Annotated in this window: 16 protein-coding genes; 11 read left to right on the top strand and 5 right to left on the bottom strand. The window is 69.7% G+C overall.

Annotation, left to right across the window (positions count from 1 at the left end; translation table 11 throughout):
• Positions 1 to 55: 55 nt before the first annotated feature.
• Together ACTWPV_RS43690 and ACTWPV_RS43695 are read right to left on the bottom strand one after the other, a co-directional pair.
• Positions 56 to 1408 (bottom strand): hypothetical protein, encoded by a 1353-nt coding sequence (locus ACTWPV_RS43690; RefSeq protein WP_443156301.1) that lies wholly within the window; start codon positions 1406 to 1408, stop codon positions 56 to 58.
• A gap of 236 nt (positions 1409 to 1644) precedes the next feature.
• On the bottom strand, positions 1645 to 2835 hold the full coding sequence (locus ACTWPV_RS43695) for an NAD(P)-dependent malic enzyme (RefSeq protein ID WP_443156302.1): 1191 nt from the start codon (positions 2833 to 2835) through the stop codon (positions 1645 to 1647).
• A gap of 272 nt (positions 2836 to 3107) precedes the next feature.
• On the opposite strand from ACTWPV_RS43695, the gene ACTWPV_RS43700 reads away from it, so the two are divergent.
• From ACTWPV_RS43700 to ACTWPV_RS43715, 4 genes are all read left to right on the top strand, one after another.
• Positions 3108 to 3962: an ABC transporter substrate-binding protein gene (locus ACTWPV_RS43700; RefSeq protein ID WP_443156303.1), complete on the top strand. Its 855-nt coding sequence runs from the start codon at positions 3108 to 3110 to the stop codon at positions 3960 to 3962.
• A 3-nt stretch (positions 3963 to 3965) separates the two neighbouring features.
• Complete coding sequence (locus tag ACTWPV_RS43705; protein ID WP_443156304.1) at positions 3966 to 4793, top strand: amino acid ABC transporter permease; 828 nt, start codon at positions 3966 to 3968, stop codon at positions 4791 to 4793.
• Positions 4790 to 5533, top strand: coding sequence for an amino acid ABC transporter ATP-binding protein (locus ACTWPV_RS43710; protein WP_443156305.1), 744 nt, complete (start codon positions 4790 to 4792; stop codon positions 5531 to 5533). The genes ACTWPV_RS43705 and ACTWPV_RS43710 overlap by 4 nt, the downstream gene beginning before the upstream one ends.
• 67 nt (positions 5534 to 5600) lie before the next feature.
• Entirely contained in the window at positions 5601 to 6026 is a 426-nt protein-coding gene (locus ACTWPV_RS43715) for a CGNR zinc finger domain-containing protein (protein WP_443156306.1), read from the top strand.
• A 1-nt stretch (position 6027) separates the two neighbouring features.
• Here ACTWPV_RS43715 and ACTWPV_RS43720 read toward each other — a convergent pair whose 3' ends face one another.
• The gene (locus tag ACTWPV_RS43720; RefSeq protein ID WP_347650489.1) at positions 6028 to 6408 is read right to left on the bottom strand and encodes a S24 family peptidase; all 381 of its coding nucleotides are present in this window, start codon (positions 6406 to 6408) and stop codon (positions 6028 to 6030) included.
• Between the two features lie 17 nt (positions 6409 to 6425).
• Between ACTWPV_RS43720 and sodN the strand changes: the two genes are divergently transcribed.
• The 3 genes from sodN to ACTWPV_RS43735 all read left to right on the top strand — a co-directional run bounded on the left by sodN (position 6426) and on the right by ACTWPV_RS43735 (position 8244).
• Positions 6426 to 6827 carry a superoxide dismutase, Ni gene (gene sodN, locus ACTWPV_RS43725; RefSeq protein WP_132331356.1) on the top strand — a complete coding sequence of 134 codons (402 nt, stop codon included), beginning with the start codon at positions 6426 to 6428 and terminating at the stop codon, positions 6825 to 6827.
• 173 nt (positions 6828 to 7000) lie between these two features.
• Positions 7001 to 7447 (top strand): anti-sigma factor, encoded by a 447-nt coding sequence (locus ACTWPV_RS43730; RefSeq protein ID WP_132510121.1) that lies wholly within the window; start codon positions 7001 to 7003, stop codon positions 7445 to 7447.
• Between the two features lie 17 nt (positions 7448 to 7464).
• On the top strand, positions 7465 to 8244 hold the full coding sequence (locus ACTWPV_RS43735; protein ID WP_171055307.1) for an RNA polymerase sigma factor SigF: 780 nt from the start codon (positions 7465 to 7467) through the stop codon (positions 8242 to 8244).
• On the opposite strand, the gene ACTWPV_RS43740 is transcribed toward ACTWPV_RS43735, so the two are convergent.
• A complete protein-coding gene (locus tag ACTWPV_RS43740) occupies positions 8241 to 8624 on the bottom strand; it encodes a hypothetical protein (protein ID WP_347650488.1) in 384 nt (127 codons plus the stop codon). The two genes, ACTWPV_RS43735 and ACTWPV_RS43740, sit on opposite strands and share 4 nt — an antisense overlap.
• 89 nt (positions 8625 to 8713) lie before the next feature.
• On the opposite strand from ACTWPV_RS43740, the gene ACTWPV_RS43745 reads away from it, so the two are divergent.
• Positions 8714 to 9673 (top strand): diacylglycerol/lipid kinase family protein, encoded by a 960-nt coding sequence (locus ACTWPV_RS43745; protein WP_347650487.1) that lies wholly within the window; start codon positions 8714 to 8716, stop codon positions 9671 to 9673.
• Positions 9674 to 9949: 276 nt separating this feature from the next.
• Positions 9950 to 10204 (top strand): WhiB family transcriptional regulator, encoded by a 255-nt coding sequence (locus ACTWPV_RS43750; RefSeq protein ID WP_347624499.1) that lies wholly within the window; start codon positions 9950 to 9952, stop codon positions 10202 to 10204.
• A 77-nt stretch (positions 10205 to 10281) separates the two neighbouring features.
• On the opposite strand, the gene ACTWPV_RS43755 is transcribed toward ACTWPV_RS43750, so the two are convergent.
• A complete protein-coding gene (locus tag ACTWPV_RS43755; RefSeq protein WP_347650486.1) occupies positions 10282 to 11751 on the bottom strand; it encodes a histidine kinase N-terminal domain-containing protein in 1470 nt (489 codons plus the stop codon).
• Positions 11752 to 12259: 508 nt separating this feature from the next.
• Here ACTWPV_RS43755 and ACTWPV_RS43760 point away from each other — a divergent pair.
• Together ACTWPV_RS43760 and bioD are read left to right on the top strand one after the other, a co-directional pair.
• Positions 12260 to 12979, top strand: coding sequence for a GntR family transcriptional regulator (locus ACTWPV_RS43760; protein WP_347624501.1), 720 nt, complete (start codon positions 12260 to 12262; stop codon positions 12977 to 12979).
• A gap of 150 nt (positions 12980 to 13129) precedes the next feature.
• A complete protein-coding gene (gene bioD / locus ACTWPV_RS43765) occupies positions 13130 to 13843 on the top strand; it encodes a dethiobiotin synthase (protein WP_443156307.1) in 714 nt (237 codons plus the stop codon).
• Positions 13844 to 13907: the final 64 nt, after the last annotated feature.

A 13907-nucleotide genomic window follows, 5' to 3' on the forward strand; every position in this document is an offset into this window, starting at 1 on the left:
CGTGAGGGCGGTCCGGGCCGTTCCGTGTCCGGACGGCACTGTGAGAACTGCGGGTCTAGACGGCGGTGGACAGCTCGCGCTCGCGCAGCGCCCGCACGGGCCGCTCGTTGCGGTGGGGCTTCAGGCGCCGCTGGAGGTCGCCGGCGTAGGAACGGGACCTGGCCGACTGCAGCTCGCCCGACAACGCCAGCGCGCTGGACGCGACCTTGCAGGCCTCCTCCAGCTCGCCCGACTGCAGCAGCCCGGCGGCCAGCAGCGACAGGTTGAACATCCGCCCTCGCACGTAGCGGGAGTCCATGTCGAGCGAGCGGTGCGCGTGGCGGACGACCTGCTCGCCCTCTCCCAGGTCGCGAAAGCAGTGGGCGAACTTGGCCGACAGGTAGGCCTCGTCGAAGTAGCTCAGCCACGGGGGCTCGTCGGCGGGCCTGCGGGCGTCGAAGGCGCGCTCCGCCTCGTTGAGCGAGGCGGAGCAGGAGCGGGTGTCGCCCATGCCGGCGTGGGCGTGGGCCTCCAGGACCTGGGAGGAGGCCAGCAGGGTTTTGACGCCGGCGTTGCGAGCCGCCATCTGGGCGGCCCTGGCCAGGTCGAGTGCGTGCGCCGGCTGGCCCATGTAGATGGCCTGGTGGGCCATGCCGGCCAGGATCTCGCCGCCCAGGGTCTGGTCGTCGGCTCCCCTGGCCAGGCGCAGGGCCTGGATGAGGTAGCGCTGGGCGAGGCCGTGCTGCTCCATGTCGTAGGCCATCCACCCGGCCAGCCGGGTCAGCTCGGCGGCCGCGGAGGCCAGCTGCTTGCCGGTGGCGTCGTCGTAGGAGCCGTCCTTGAGCAGCGGCGAGACGGCGTTGTCGAGGTATCTCACCACGGACGAGCGGACGCGGCCGCTGCCGAAGCGGTTGTCGAGCTCACCGAACGATCGGGTGACCTCGCGGATGGCGACGATGTCCGCGCGGCCCACCCGCCGCGCGCCCATGCCGCTCGGGCGCCCCTCGGTGGGGGACGTCAGCCAGCGTATGGCTCCTACGGAGCCGGCTCCGATCGCGAATGTCGAGTCGATCAGGAACCTTCGTCGCTCTACATCGGCACGCCATAGCGCCGTCACGGTCGCGACCCCCTCCTGCCAGGTGTGCGTGAACTCCTGTCCGAGATCGAGGGGGGAGATGGCCGGCATGCCCAGGTCGTCAGAGGTGACCCGCCTGCCCAGCCGTAGCGCGAAGATCTCGGTGAGCAGACTCGGCACGGGATCGCGCGGCTTCTGGCCGCTGATCCAGCGCAGCACGGAACTGTGGTCGTACTTGAGGCCTGGTGTCCCGCGCGCGGCTCCCAGATCGTTGAGACGTCTGGCCAGTCCCTTATGGGAGAACCCCGCCTCCGCGATGAGTTGCTGCAGCAGACGGTTAGGCTCGCGTTCCATCGCTCTCCTCGTTGCAGGAGCCGGCGCCCACAATCTTTACAGAGAGCTACAGTTATAGCACCTAGCGTAAAGATTTTATGGGAGTTCGCTGACCTCAACCAGACTCCGTCCCGCACCCGGCCGTCGGCGATCCCCCCTCATGGAGAAGATCCGCCACTACCCGCAGTCGCGGGAGATAACCACGGCAAGAAGAGAGCGAGGGCCGTCGGGCCCCCGCTCTCAGGAGTTACCGCAGGTCAGGCGCGGGCGACGCCGTCGGCGCGGGCCTGGGCGGCCACGGCGGCCGTCACGGCGGGCGCGACCCGGTCGTCGAACGGGCTCGGGATGACGTACGTCGCCGACAGGTCGTCACTGACGACGGTCGCGAGGGCGGTGGCCGCGGCCACCTTCATGTTCTCCGTGATGGTCGTGGCCCGCACGTCGAGGGCGCCGCGGAAGACGCCGGGGAAGGCCAGCACGTTGTTGATCTGGTTGGGGTGGTCGGAGCGCCCGGTGGCGACGACGGCGACGTGTTTGGCGGCCACGTCGGGCTCGACCTCGGGCGTCGGGTTGGACAGGGCGAACACGACGGCCTCGGGAGCCATGGACGCGATGGCCTGCTCCGGCACCGTCGACCCCGACAGCCCGATGAACACGTCGGCGCCCGCGAGGGCGTCCTCCGTCGACCCGGCGTGCCCGGCCCGGTTGGTCTGGCGGGCGAGCGCCTCCTTGACCGGGTTGAGGCCCTCCCGGCCCTCGTAGATCATGCCCTTGGAGTCGGCGACGGCGATGTCACCGACACCCGCCTCCAGGAGGATCTTGGTGACCGCGACGCCGGAGGCGCCCGCGCCGGCCACCACGGCGCGCAGGTCGCCGAGCGCGCGGCCGGTCAGGCGGGCGGCGTTCTGGAGCGCGGCGAGCACCACGATGGCGGTGCCGTGCTGGTCGTCGTGGAAGACGGGGATGTCGAGCAGGTCGCGCAGCCGGTCTTCGACCTCGAAGCAGCGCGGGGCGCTGATGTCCTCGAGGTTGATGCCTCCGAACGAGGGCGCGAGCCGCACCACGGTCTCGACCAGCGCGTCGACGTCGGTGCAGTCGAGGCAGATCGGCACGGCGTCGACGCCGGCGAACTCCTTGAACAGCAGGGCCTTGCCCTCCATGACCGGCATGGCGGCCGAGGGGCCGATGTCGCCCAGGCCGAGCACGGCGGTGCCGTCGGAGACGACGGCGACCACGTTGGGGACCCAGGTGTAGTCACCGACCAGCGCGGGATTCTCGGCGATCGCGGTGCAGACCCGGGCGACGCCGGGCGTGTAGGCCAGCGACAGGTCGTCGGCGTCACGGACGGGAACGGTGGAACGGACCTCGAGCTTGCCCCCGCGATGCAGCGCGAAAGCAGGATCGGCGTCGAGCGTGTCAAGAGAAGAAGAAGCGGGCTTGGCAGCCACAACGACCCCTGTGTGATCGGTAGCGGAAGAGACCTTCGGCGGACGAGCGCGAGCGGGCTGGCCTCGGTAGCTGCCAGGATCCCCTCGTCGGTCGTCTCGGAGGGGGTACGGGGGTCACCCGTGTGCCCATCTTGCCACATGGTGAGATGGTGTCGGCGCCGACGTCGTTCCGTTGACGCATTGTTAAATCACAGATGACGTACCTGCACAAAACCCCATTTAAACTGCACAAAACGCAAGTTTCGTGGCTTTTCACTCCTAGGAGGCCGTTCATGGCCCTCAGCCTCAAAGGCCGCCGTGGCTACGCCGCCGGCGCGCTCGCCCTGACCGCCGCTCTCGTGCTGACAGCGTGCGGCAGCGAATCCGGCTCGAGCTCCGGCACCACGAGCGCCAGCGCCTCCGCAGCCGGTGGCGCCCAGCTCGTCCAGCCGGGCAAGCTCACCGTCTGCACCAACATCCCGTACGAACCCTTCCAGTTCAAGGACGACACCGGCAAGATCGTCGGGTTCGACGTGGACATCGTCGACCTCGCCGCGAAGAAGCTCGGCGTGGAGCAGAACATCGTCGACATCGACTTCGCGGTGATCAAGAGCGGCGCCGCCATGGCCGCCAAGAAGTGCGACGTGGCCGCCGCCGGCATGACCATCACCCCGGAGCGCCAGCAGAACATCACCTTCTCCGACCCTTACTTCGACGCCACGCAGGCGCTGCTGGCCAAGAAGGGCACGGGCGCCACGTCGCTGGAGGACGTCAAGGCCAAGGGGCTCAAGCTGGGCGCGCAGGCCAGCACCACCGGCCTCGACTACGTCAAGAAGCACGGCCACAACCCGACCGAGTACGCCGACTCGTCCAAGGAACTGCTCGCCCTGCAGGCCGGCCAGGCCGACGTGATCGTCCAGGACCTGCCCGTCGTGCTCACCTGGCTGAAGAAGCCCGAGATCGCGGCCAAGTTCGAGATGATCGCCAGCCTCGACACCGGCGAGCAGTACGGCATCGGCCTGAAGAAGGACGCCGACCCGGTGCTCCTCAAGACGATCAATGAAGAGATCGCCAAGGCCAAGCAGGACGGCACATACGAGAAGATCTTCGTGAAGTGGTTCGACAAGAAGCCGGGCGAGCTGAGCTGATCCATGGCCGACCAGCCGACGACGGCTGAGCCTGTACGCGCCAGGTTCAGCCCCCGGAGAAAACAGCAGATCAGCCGCGGCGTCCAGTACGCCATCCTGGTCGTGGCGCTCGTCGCCGTGGCGCTGTACGCCGACTGGGGCAGCCTCGCCGAGAACTTCGCCAAGGTTCAGGTGGCCGAGCAGGCGCTGCCAGACCTCTTCACCATCGCGCTGCGCAACACGATCATCTACGCCGTCGGAGGGTTCGTCTTCGCGTTCGTGCTGGGCCTGGTGCTCGCGCTCATGCGGCTCTCCCAGGTCAAGCCCTACCGGTGGATCGCGATCCTCTACATCGAGATCTTCCGCGGCCTGCCCGCGCTGCTGATCTTCCTGATGATCACCTTCCTGCCGCTGGCGCTGCCCGGGTTCGAGGTGCCGTTCGGCACCTACGGCCAGGGCATCCTCGGGCTCGGCCTGGTCGGCGCCGCCTACCAGGCGGAGGTGTTCCGCGCCGGACTGCAGGCCGTGCCCAAGGGCCAGACCGAGGCCGCCAGGTCGCTCGGCATGTCGGCGACCAGGGCACAGGTCACGGTGGTGATCCCCCAGGCCGTGCGCATGGTCATCCCGCCGACGACCAACCAGTTCGTCTCCCTGCTCAAGGACTCGTCGCTGGTGTTGTTCCTGGGCGTCTCCGGCGAATATGTCGAGCTGGCCAAGTTCGGCAACGACCTGGCCTCCCAGTACGCCAACGCCACGCCCATCATGGTGGCGGGCGTGACGTACCTGATCGTCACGATCCCGCTGGGATACCTCGCGTCCCGGCTGGAGGGACGTAAGGGGAGGAACCGATGACGCACGCCATCGAGCTCAAGGACCTGCACAAATACTTCGGCAAGAACGAAGTGCTCAAGGGCATCGACATGACGGTCGAGCCCGGGCAGGTGGTCTGCGTGATCGGCCCCTCGGGATCGGGCAAGTCCACCCTGCTGCGCTGCGTCAACCTGCTGGAGCAGCCCACCAAGGGCAAGGTGTTCGTGGAGGGCACCGAGGTCACCGACCCCGACGTCGACATCGACGCCGTACGCCGCCGCATCGGCATGGTCTTCCAGCAGTTCAACCTCTTCCCCCACATGACCGCGCTGCAGAACGTGATGATCGCCCAGCAGCGGGTGCTGAAGCGCGGCAAGCGCGAGGCCGAGGTCGCCGCCAAAGAGAACCTCGACAAGGTCGGCGTCGGCGAGAAGTGCGACTCGCTGCCCGGCCAGCTCTCGGGCGGGCAGCAGCAGCGGGTGGCCATCGCGAGGGCGCTGGCCATGGACCCCAGCCTGATGTTGTTCGACGAGCCGACCTCGGCGCTCGACCCCGAGCTGGTCGGCGACGTGTTGACCGTCATGCGCAAGCTGGCCGAGGAGGGGATGACCATGCTCGTGGTCACCCACGAGATGGGCTTCGCCCGCGAGGTGGCCGACCGGGTGGTGTTCATGGACGGCGGCGTGGTCGTCGAGGACGGCCCTCCGTCCCAGGTCATCGGCGACCCGCGGCACGAGCGCACCAAGGCGTTCCTGCACCGGGTGCTGCACCCCGAGGGATAGCCGCGGCCGGCGGGGCGTCTCCCCGAGCCGCCCCGCCGCACCGGCGGCCATGGTGTAATGAACCAGAATGGACCTGACCTCTTACGCCGAGTGGGCTGTCCGGCTGGCCGACGATCCCGCCCCGCCGCCCGACCTCGCTCGCCTGCGCGACGAGCTGGCCGCCGTGTTCGACGCGGCCGGCGACGACCGGCGGGTGGTCGCGCTGCTCAACACCCTGCTCGTGCGCTATCCCGTGCGCCCTCAGCTCTCCGACCACGACGGCCGGCCCTGGCATCTCCACCTGGCCGACGACTACGCCGCCTGCGCCGTGATGGGCCTGGCCGCGGTCGTGGCCGAGCTGGGCGTCGACCGGCTCGGCCGGTGCCTCGATCCGCGCTGCGGCAAGGCGTTCCTCGACACCTCGTCCAACCGCTCGCGCCGCTACTGCTCGGCCCGCTGCGCCAGCCGCGCGAACGTGGCCGCCTTCCGCGCCCGCCGCAAGAACGCCTTCTGACTCACCGCACCGGCGAGCGTGCCCGGCGCACCAGTGGCCAGTAGCGCAGCACCACCCGGCCGACGATGTCGTGGACGGGGCCGAAGTCCCAGCTGTCGCGCCGGCCGCCGGCCCGCTGGTTGTCGCTCTCCAGCCACCACCCGTCCGCCCCGTGCCACCGCGCCCGTTTCACGATGAGGCGTTCGGGGTCGCCGGGGAGCCTGGCCACCACGAGGTCCCCCGGGCGCACGGTCGCGCCGCGCCGGACGAGAAGCCAGTCTCCCGGCGCCAGCGCCGGACGCATCGAATCGCCTTCGACACGCACTCTCATGGGCTGCGACCCCCTACTCCACGGGCACTGGGACCCGAGTAAGGTCGGTTGTGGACCAAGCTGATTCAGCATCAAGGAAGGACTTTCCGATGCTCGCACGACTGCTACGACCCAAGCATGTCGCATCCGCACACTGCGACCTGCCCTGCGGGGTCTACGACCCCGCTCAGGCCCGCATCGAGGCCGAGTCGGTCAAGGCGATCATGGAGAAGTACGCGGCCAACGAGGACCCGGTCTTCCGGGCCCGCGCGGTGACCATCAAGGAGGAGCGCGCCGAGCTGGTCAAGCACCACCTCTGGGTGCTCTGGACCGACTACTTCAAGCCGCCGCACCTCGAGCAGTACCCGCAGCTTCACCAGCTGTTCTGGGACGCGACAAAGCTCGCGGGCGCCGCCGGCGCCAAGGGCACGGTCGACGTCGGCAAGGCCGAGGATCTGCTGGGCAAGATCGACGAGATCTCGAAGATCTTCTGGGAGACCAAGGCCGCCTAAAACGGCACCTAAGGCTCTGCGCGGTCAGCGGCCGCGCAGAGCCTTTTCCATTGATGGCGAGTCTGAAGCGTCCAAGCACCGCTCAGGGACGGTAAGTTGCAGTTGGCGTCGGATACGGTGGGTCGCGGTCAGCGGCCCGCCACGTGGCGGTTCCCACGTACGCGAGGAGGAACGTGACCGAGGAAACCGAGACCCGCGCGGAGGGCGTGGCCGGCATTCGCGACGTGGTGAGCATCAGGCTCCCCGCCGCCAGTGCCTACTTGTCCGTGCTGCGCACGGCCACCGCCGGGCTCGCGGCGCGGCTCGACTTCACGCTGGACGAGATCGAGGATCTGCGGATCGCGGTCGACGAGGCGTGCGCCATGCTGCTGAGCGAGGCGGTGCCCGGCACCGACCTGACCGCCGAGTTCGAGCTGACCGGCCAGGAGATGCAGGTCAGGGTCGAGGTGGCGACCGTCGGCAGCTCCGCTCCCAAGCGTGACGACTTCGCCTGGATGGTGCTGACGGCCCTGGCCGATGACGTGGACGCCGTGGCACCTTCCCAGGGCTTCCCCGATCGCATGGCGATCGTCCTGCGTAAGCGCCGAGGCGCGGCCCAGAGAACGGCGGGGCCGGCGTGACGGAAAGGACTGGAGCCATGGCCACCAGCGAACACGCCGTGCCCGACAGGGTCCGTGCCCGCAGGCTCTTCGCCGAGCTGGCCGAGCTGGGTCCTGAGGAGCCGCGCCGCCAGCGCATCAGGGATGAGCTGGTCGAGCTCCACCTTCCTCTGGTGGAATACCTGGCGCGCCGCTTCCGCAACAGGGGCGAGTGGCTCGACGACCTCACCCAGGTCGCCACCATCGGCCTGATCAAGTCGATCGACCGGTTCGACCTCAACCGAGGCGTCGAGTTCTCCACCTACGCGACGCCCACGATCGTCGGCGAGATCAAGCGGCACTTCCGCGACAAGGGCTGGGCGGTGCGCGTGCCGCGCCGCCTGCAGGAGCTGAAGCTCTCGCTCACCAAGGCCATCAGCGATCTGTCGCAGCGCGAGGGCCGGGCGCCGACGGTGTCCGAGCTGGCCTCCTACCTGAAGATGACCGAGGAGGAGGTGCTCGAGGGCCTCGAGTCGGCCAACGCCTACTCGACCGTGTCGCTCGACGCCCCCGACTCCGGCGACGACGACGCTCCCGCGGTGTCCGACTCCCTCGGCATCGTCGACGAGTCGCTGGAGGGCGTCGAATATCGCGAGTCGCTCAAACCACTGCTGGAGCGGCTGCCGCCGCGGGAAAAACGTATCCTGCTGCTGCGCTTCTTCGGCAACATGACACAGTCGCAGATCGCGACCGAGCTGGGCATCTCGCAGATGCACGTCTCGCGCCTGCTCGCCCGCACGCTGGCCCAGCTGCGCGAGGGCCTGACCGCCGACGACTAACCGTCTCCGTAGAGAGCGTGGGTGGTGGGGGGCGCCAGCAGGGTCACGAGCCCTGTCACGGCGACCACGATCAGCGGGATGCCGAGCTGCGGCTGGTCCGACTGGATGAGCGTGACGGCGATGACCAGCATGAAGATCTGCGTCAGCACGGCCGGTGACCTCCCCCACCGCTCCATCCTGAACAGACCGCCCAGGGCCACCCAGAGCAGCCCGGCGGCCACCAGCAGCGCGAACCCCGACTCCGCCAGGGCCGTCGTCACGTTGGCCGGCGCTCCCGTCAGCGTCTGCACCGCGACGAGCACGCCGAGCCCCAGTGCGACGAGCCCTTCCAGGGCGACGACGGCGGCGGCGATGAGAAGGGTAAGCGGGCGACCGTTCACGTCCGTACCCTACCGCCAGGGCCGTACGGTCCGAGAAATAGGACGTTAGGCCCACAAAGCGGACGAGCTTAACCGGCTACGCTGGCGATATGCGCGCCATGCTGCTGGTCAACCCCAAGGCCACCACCACCAACGCTCGCACGCGTGACGTGCTGATCCGCGCGCTCGGCGCGGCCGTCGACCTCGCTGTCGAGGAGACCCGCTACCGCGGCCACGCGGCTTCGCTGGCGTCCACGGCACGGGCCAAGGGCTACGACCTGGTGGCGGTGCTCGGAGGCGACGGCACGATCAACGAGACCGTCAACGGCCTGCTGAACCCGGTGGACGGCGAGCCGGCGGCGGACGACCCCAGCACCGGCCGCCCCGGCCTGATCGTCATCCCCGGGGGCAGCGCGAACGTCTTCGCCCGTGCCCTGGGGCTGCCGAACGATCCGGTCGAGTCGACGGGCGCGGTGCTGGAAGCGCTCAGGGAGGGGCGGCGCAGGACCGTGGGGCTCGGGCAGGCCCTCTGGGAGGGGCAGAGCCGCTACTTCACCTTCTGCTCGGGCATGGGATATGACGCGGAGGTTGTGCGGGCCGTGGAGGGCCTGAGAGGCGCCGGGAGGAAGGCTACCCCCACGCGGTATGTGAACACGGCTCTGCGGCACTATCTGGCCACGGACAAGCGGCATCCCGCGATGACGCTGACCGGCCCCGGCATCCCTGCCACCGAGGGAGTGTTCATGGCGATCATCTCCAACACCTCGCCGTGGACGTACGTCGGCACGCGACCCGTGACGCCCACCCCGTGGGCCTCCTTCGAGACCGGGCTCGATCTGCTCGGGCTGCGGCGCATGAGCCCGATCGCGCTCGCGCCGGTGATCCGGCATATCCTCACGGAGAGTGACGTCCTTCCGTCGGGCCGGCACCTCGTCCAGCTGCACGACGAGCCCGAGTTCACGCTCACCGCGGGCCGCCCGGTGGCCTTCGAGCTGGACGGCGACTACCTGGGCGAACGCGAAACCGTGACGTTCCGGTCCACGCCGAACGCATTACAGGTTCTGGTCTAGTTGGTTACATTCGGTCATTGTGTGACGCATCCGACATCCATAACAGCCAAAACTTCGCGTCAACCCTCTTGCGTGCACTGAAAGTGACTGAAAGGCTCAACACTGACGTCGGAACGTAGGACCTTTCGCAACCCAGAGGTCCTCCGGGCGTCAAGCGGGCGGCCCCCGGTCCTCAACAGGATCCCGGGTGATCGTTCGCGCGAGTTAGTGAAACTCTTCACAAAGTAGTAGCCGCACGGAGCCGACCTAGAGGCTCCATCTACTAAGGAGTGACGCATGGACTGGCGCCACCGAGCTGCCTGCCGTGACGTGGACCCCGAGCTCTTCTTCCCGATCGGCAACACCGGCCCCGCCCTCCTGCAGATCGAGGAGGCCAAGCAGGTCTGCCGGTCCTGCCCCGCCGTCGAGGCCTGCCTGAAGTGGGCGCTGGAGTCCGGACAGGACGCCGGCGTCTGGGGCGGACTGAGCGAGGACGAGCGCCGCGCCCTCAAGCGCCGCTCCGCCCGCGCCCGCGCCCGGCTCTCCGCCTGACCCGATCACACCCCCCCTGCTCCGGTGCGTCCGCACAGGATGTGCCCGCCGGCAGCTCGGACGCGGATTCGCCCGGGTCAGCTCGGCGGGAGCGGGATCGACATCACCACCTCCGTGCCGCCTTCCAGCCGTGGCTGGATCGACAGCCGGCCCGACAGCTCCCCCACCACGAGCGTGCGTACGATCTGCAGCCCCAGGCTGGTGGAGCTGTCGAGGTCGAACCCGCTGGGCAGCCCGCCCCCGTCGTCCCAGACCGTGAGATTGAGCCGGTCGTGCTCCGGTTCCACCACCACCTCCAGCCGCTTGGGCCTCCCGTGTTGCAACGCGTTCTGCAACAGCTCGGTCAGCGCCATGGCCAGCGGCGTGGCGATGAGCGACGGCAGCACGCCGAAACCTCCGACGCGCCGCGGTGTCACGGCCGCCTCCGCCGCCGACACCTCACCCGCCATCGCGATCACCCGGTCGGCGATCTCGTCGAAGTCGACGAACTCCTCCGGCGCATGAGAAAGCGTCTCGTGCACGATCGCGATCGACCCGACCCTGCGTACCGCCTCCTCGAGCGCCTCCCTGCCCTCCGGCACCTGCAGCCGCCTGGCCTGCAGCCGGAGCAGGGCGGCGACGGTCTGCAGGTTGTTCTTCACCCGGTGGTGGATCTCGCGGATCGTGGCGTCCTTGGTCATCAGCTCGCGCTCGCGCCGGCGCAGCTCCGTGACGTCCCTGATGAGCACCAGCGCGCCGATGCGGCCGCCGCCCACGATCAGCGGGATGGCTCTGAGCTGCACGATCGTGCCGCCGGACTCGACCTCGGTGCCCTTCGCCGCCCGCCCGCTGGCCACGATCATGAGGTCTTCGTTGATGGGCTCGTCGGAGTAGCACAACTGCGCGGTGACCCGCCCCAGCTCCGCCCCCACCAGGTCGGCGTGCAGGCCCAGCCGCCGGTAGGCGGACAGGGCGTTGGGCGAGGCGTACGTGACGCGCCCCGCCCGGTCGAGCCGGAGCAGGCCGTCGCCCACGCGCGGCGAGCGGACCAGGATCGGCTCGTCGCCGGAGAACGGGAACCGGCCCTCCGCCACCATCTGCGCCAGGTCGGAGGCGCTCTGGAGGTAGGTCAGCTCCAGCCGGGAGGGCGTGCGGGCGGAGGAGAGGTTGGTGGAGCGCTGGATCACCGCGAGGAAGCGGGCCTCGCCGCCCTCGACGGCGCGCCGCACGGGGATCGTCTCCTCCCTGACGGGCACGCCGGTGGACCAGTCGGGATCTCCCTCGCGGCAGATGCGGCGTTCGTTCCAGGCGGTGTCGATGAGGTAGCGCTCGCCCTTGGCCGCCACGGTGCCGACGATGTCGTCGTGGTAGACGGTCGGGCCGGTCGTCGGCCGCATCTGGGCGATCGCGATCCAGCCGTTCTCCCCCAGCAGCGGCGCCCACAGGACGAGGTCGGCGAAGGACAGGTCGGCCAGCAACTGCCAGTCGGAGACCAGCGAGTGCAGCCAGTCGAGATCCGCCTCGTCCAGCGCTGTGTGGCGGGCTACGAGGTCGCTCAGTGTCGGCACGAGTGCATCATGCGTGCTTTCCCCCGCAACAGCCAAACCGGCCGTCGGGCGGCGGGCGCGCTGAGGTGGGCATTTGACCGCATAGCCGGTACTCGGGCACAACTCCGTACGAGTGCGGGCGTACCACGCCATCCTCGTACAGTGCTGGCACCGTGCCCCCTGGTGACCGTTTCGTGAAATCTCACATGGTGAGAAGCATCACACAGCCGCCACCGCTCAGCTGCAGGAAAAGGGCTGCGCGCCACCAGCCGGAGGTGATCCGCACGGGCGGGTGGTTCCTCCGCGACACGGCTGGCGGACCGGCCTCGGTTGCGATCGCGCACATCGCTGTGGATATCCTTCACCATCAACCTGAGCAGCCCGGATCCGTGCGTGCCAGCTGTCGTACGCGCTCGGCGCCGGTCGGCGGCTCCGGCCCGCGGTTGACCGCTCGGGCCGAAGTGAGTTCCGATGATCTCGCGGTGACCAGACACGCCCTCACCGCCGTGGCAGAAGTGAAGGTGAGAGCGTGACTGACGACAGCCCCCGCGTTCCGAAGTACTACGACGTGAAACGGAGCCTGCTCGAGCTCACCAAGAGCCTCTCGCCGGGCACGGCGCTGCCGCCCGAGCGCACGCTCGCCGTACGCTTCGAGACCTCCCGCACCACGGTCCGGCAGGCGCTGACCGAGCTGGTGGTGGAGGGCAGGCTGCTGCGCATCCAGGGCAAGGGCACGTTCGTGGCCCAGCCGAAGGTGGCCCAGGTTCTCCAGCTCACCTCCTACATCGGCGACCTGCGCACGGCCGGTCTGGAGCCGGACACCAAGATCCTGGAGATCGGCTACATCACCGCCGACGAGGCCCTGGCCCGGCGCCTGGCCATCAACCCCGGCGGGCGCGTGCTGCGCATCCACCGCCTCAGGCTGGCCAACGGCGAGCCGGTCTCCATCGACACGACCCACCTGTCCGCCCGCCGCTTCCCCCGGCTGCGGCGCGAGCTGGAGGTGCACGCGTCGCTGTACGAGACCCTGCACAACGCCTACAACGTGCGGCTCACCGACGCCGAGGAGATCATCGAGACGGTGCTGGCCACCCCCTACGACGCCAAGGCCCTGGGCGTCGACGTCGGCCTGCCGATGCTGCTGCTCACGCGCCACGCCTTCGACGCCGACGGCAACCCCGTCGAGTGGGCCCAGTCGCTCTATCGCGGCGACCGGTACAAGTTCGTCACGCGCCTGCGCCGTCCGTGAAGAACCTCATGCGTTACGGCAGGCCACCCTGCCCGGACCCGCCGACGCCGGCTCGCCTCCGTCGAGCGCCGGTCGTGAAGGCTCACGGGGCACTCGCCGTGACGAGCGCGCCGCGGGCCGTGTTCTTCACTGACTCCTAGGCTGACGTCCATGAGCATTCTCGTCGTCACCGGCACCGGCGCCGGGGTGGGCAAGACCGTGGTGACGGCGGCCGTGGCCGTGTTGTCGCTGGCGCGCGGGGCGGCGACCGCCGTGGTCAAGCCCGCCCAGACCGGCGTGGCCCCCGGTGAGCCGGGCGACGTCGACCACGTGATCCGGCTGTCCGGGGTGGCCACCACCTTCGAGCTGCGCCGGTTCACCGACCCGCTCTCCCCCGCCGCCGCGGCGAGGGCGGCGGGCATGCCGCCCGTGTCGCTGGCCGGGGCTGCCACGCTGGTGCGGGAGCTGGGTGAGAGCAACCGGCTGGTGGTCGTGGAGGGCACCGGAGGGCTGCTGGAGCGCTTCGACGAGGACGGCGCCACCGTCGCCGACCTCGCGCGCTCCCTCAACGCGCAGGTGCTCGTCGTGGCCGGGGCCGGGGGCGCCGCGGTCAACCACACCGCGCTCACCCTGGAGGCGCTGGCCCACCGCGGGCTCGACCTGGCCGGCCTGGTCATCGGCCGGTGGCCGCGGCGGCCGGGGACCGCCGCGCGCAGCGGCGTGGCCGACCTCGAGATGCTGGCCGCGCGGCCGCTGGCCGGGGCGCTGCCCGACGGCGCGGGCGACCTGGACAGGCAGGCGTTCGCCGAGGTGGCGCGCAAAGGGCTGGGCGCCACGCTGGGCGGCACGTTCGACCCCGCGGCCTTCCGGCGGCAGGTCCTCTGACAAGGGTGGGGCTAGCCCCACCACGCACCAGCACACCAGGCCCATTTCGCGGCTTCCCCGCCGG

The sequence above is a fragment of the Nonomuraea sp. KM88 genome (assembly GCF_052245635.1).
GTDB lineage: Bacteria > Actinomycetota > Actinomycetes > Streptosporangiales > Streptosporangiaceae > Nonomuraea.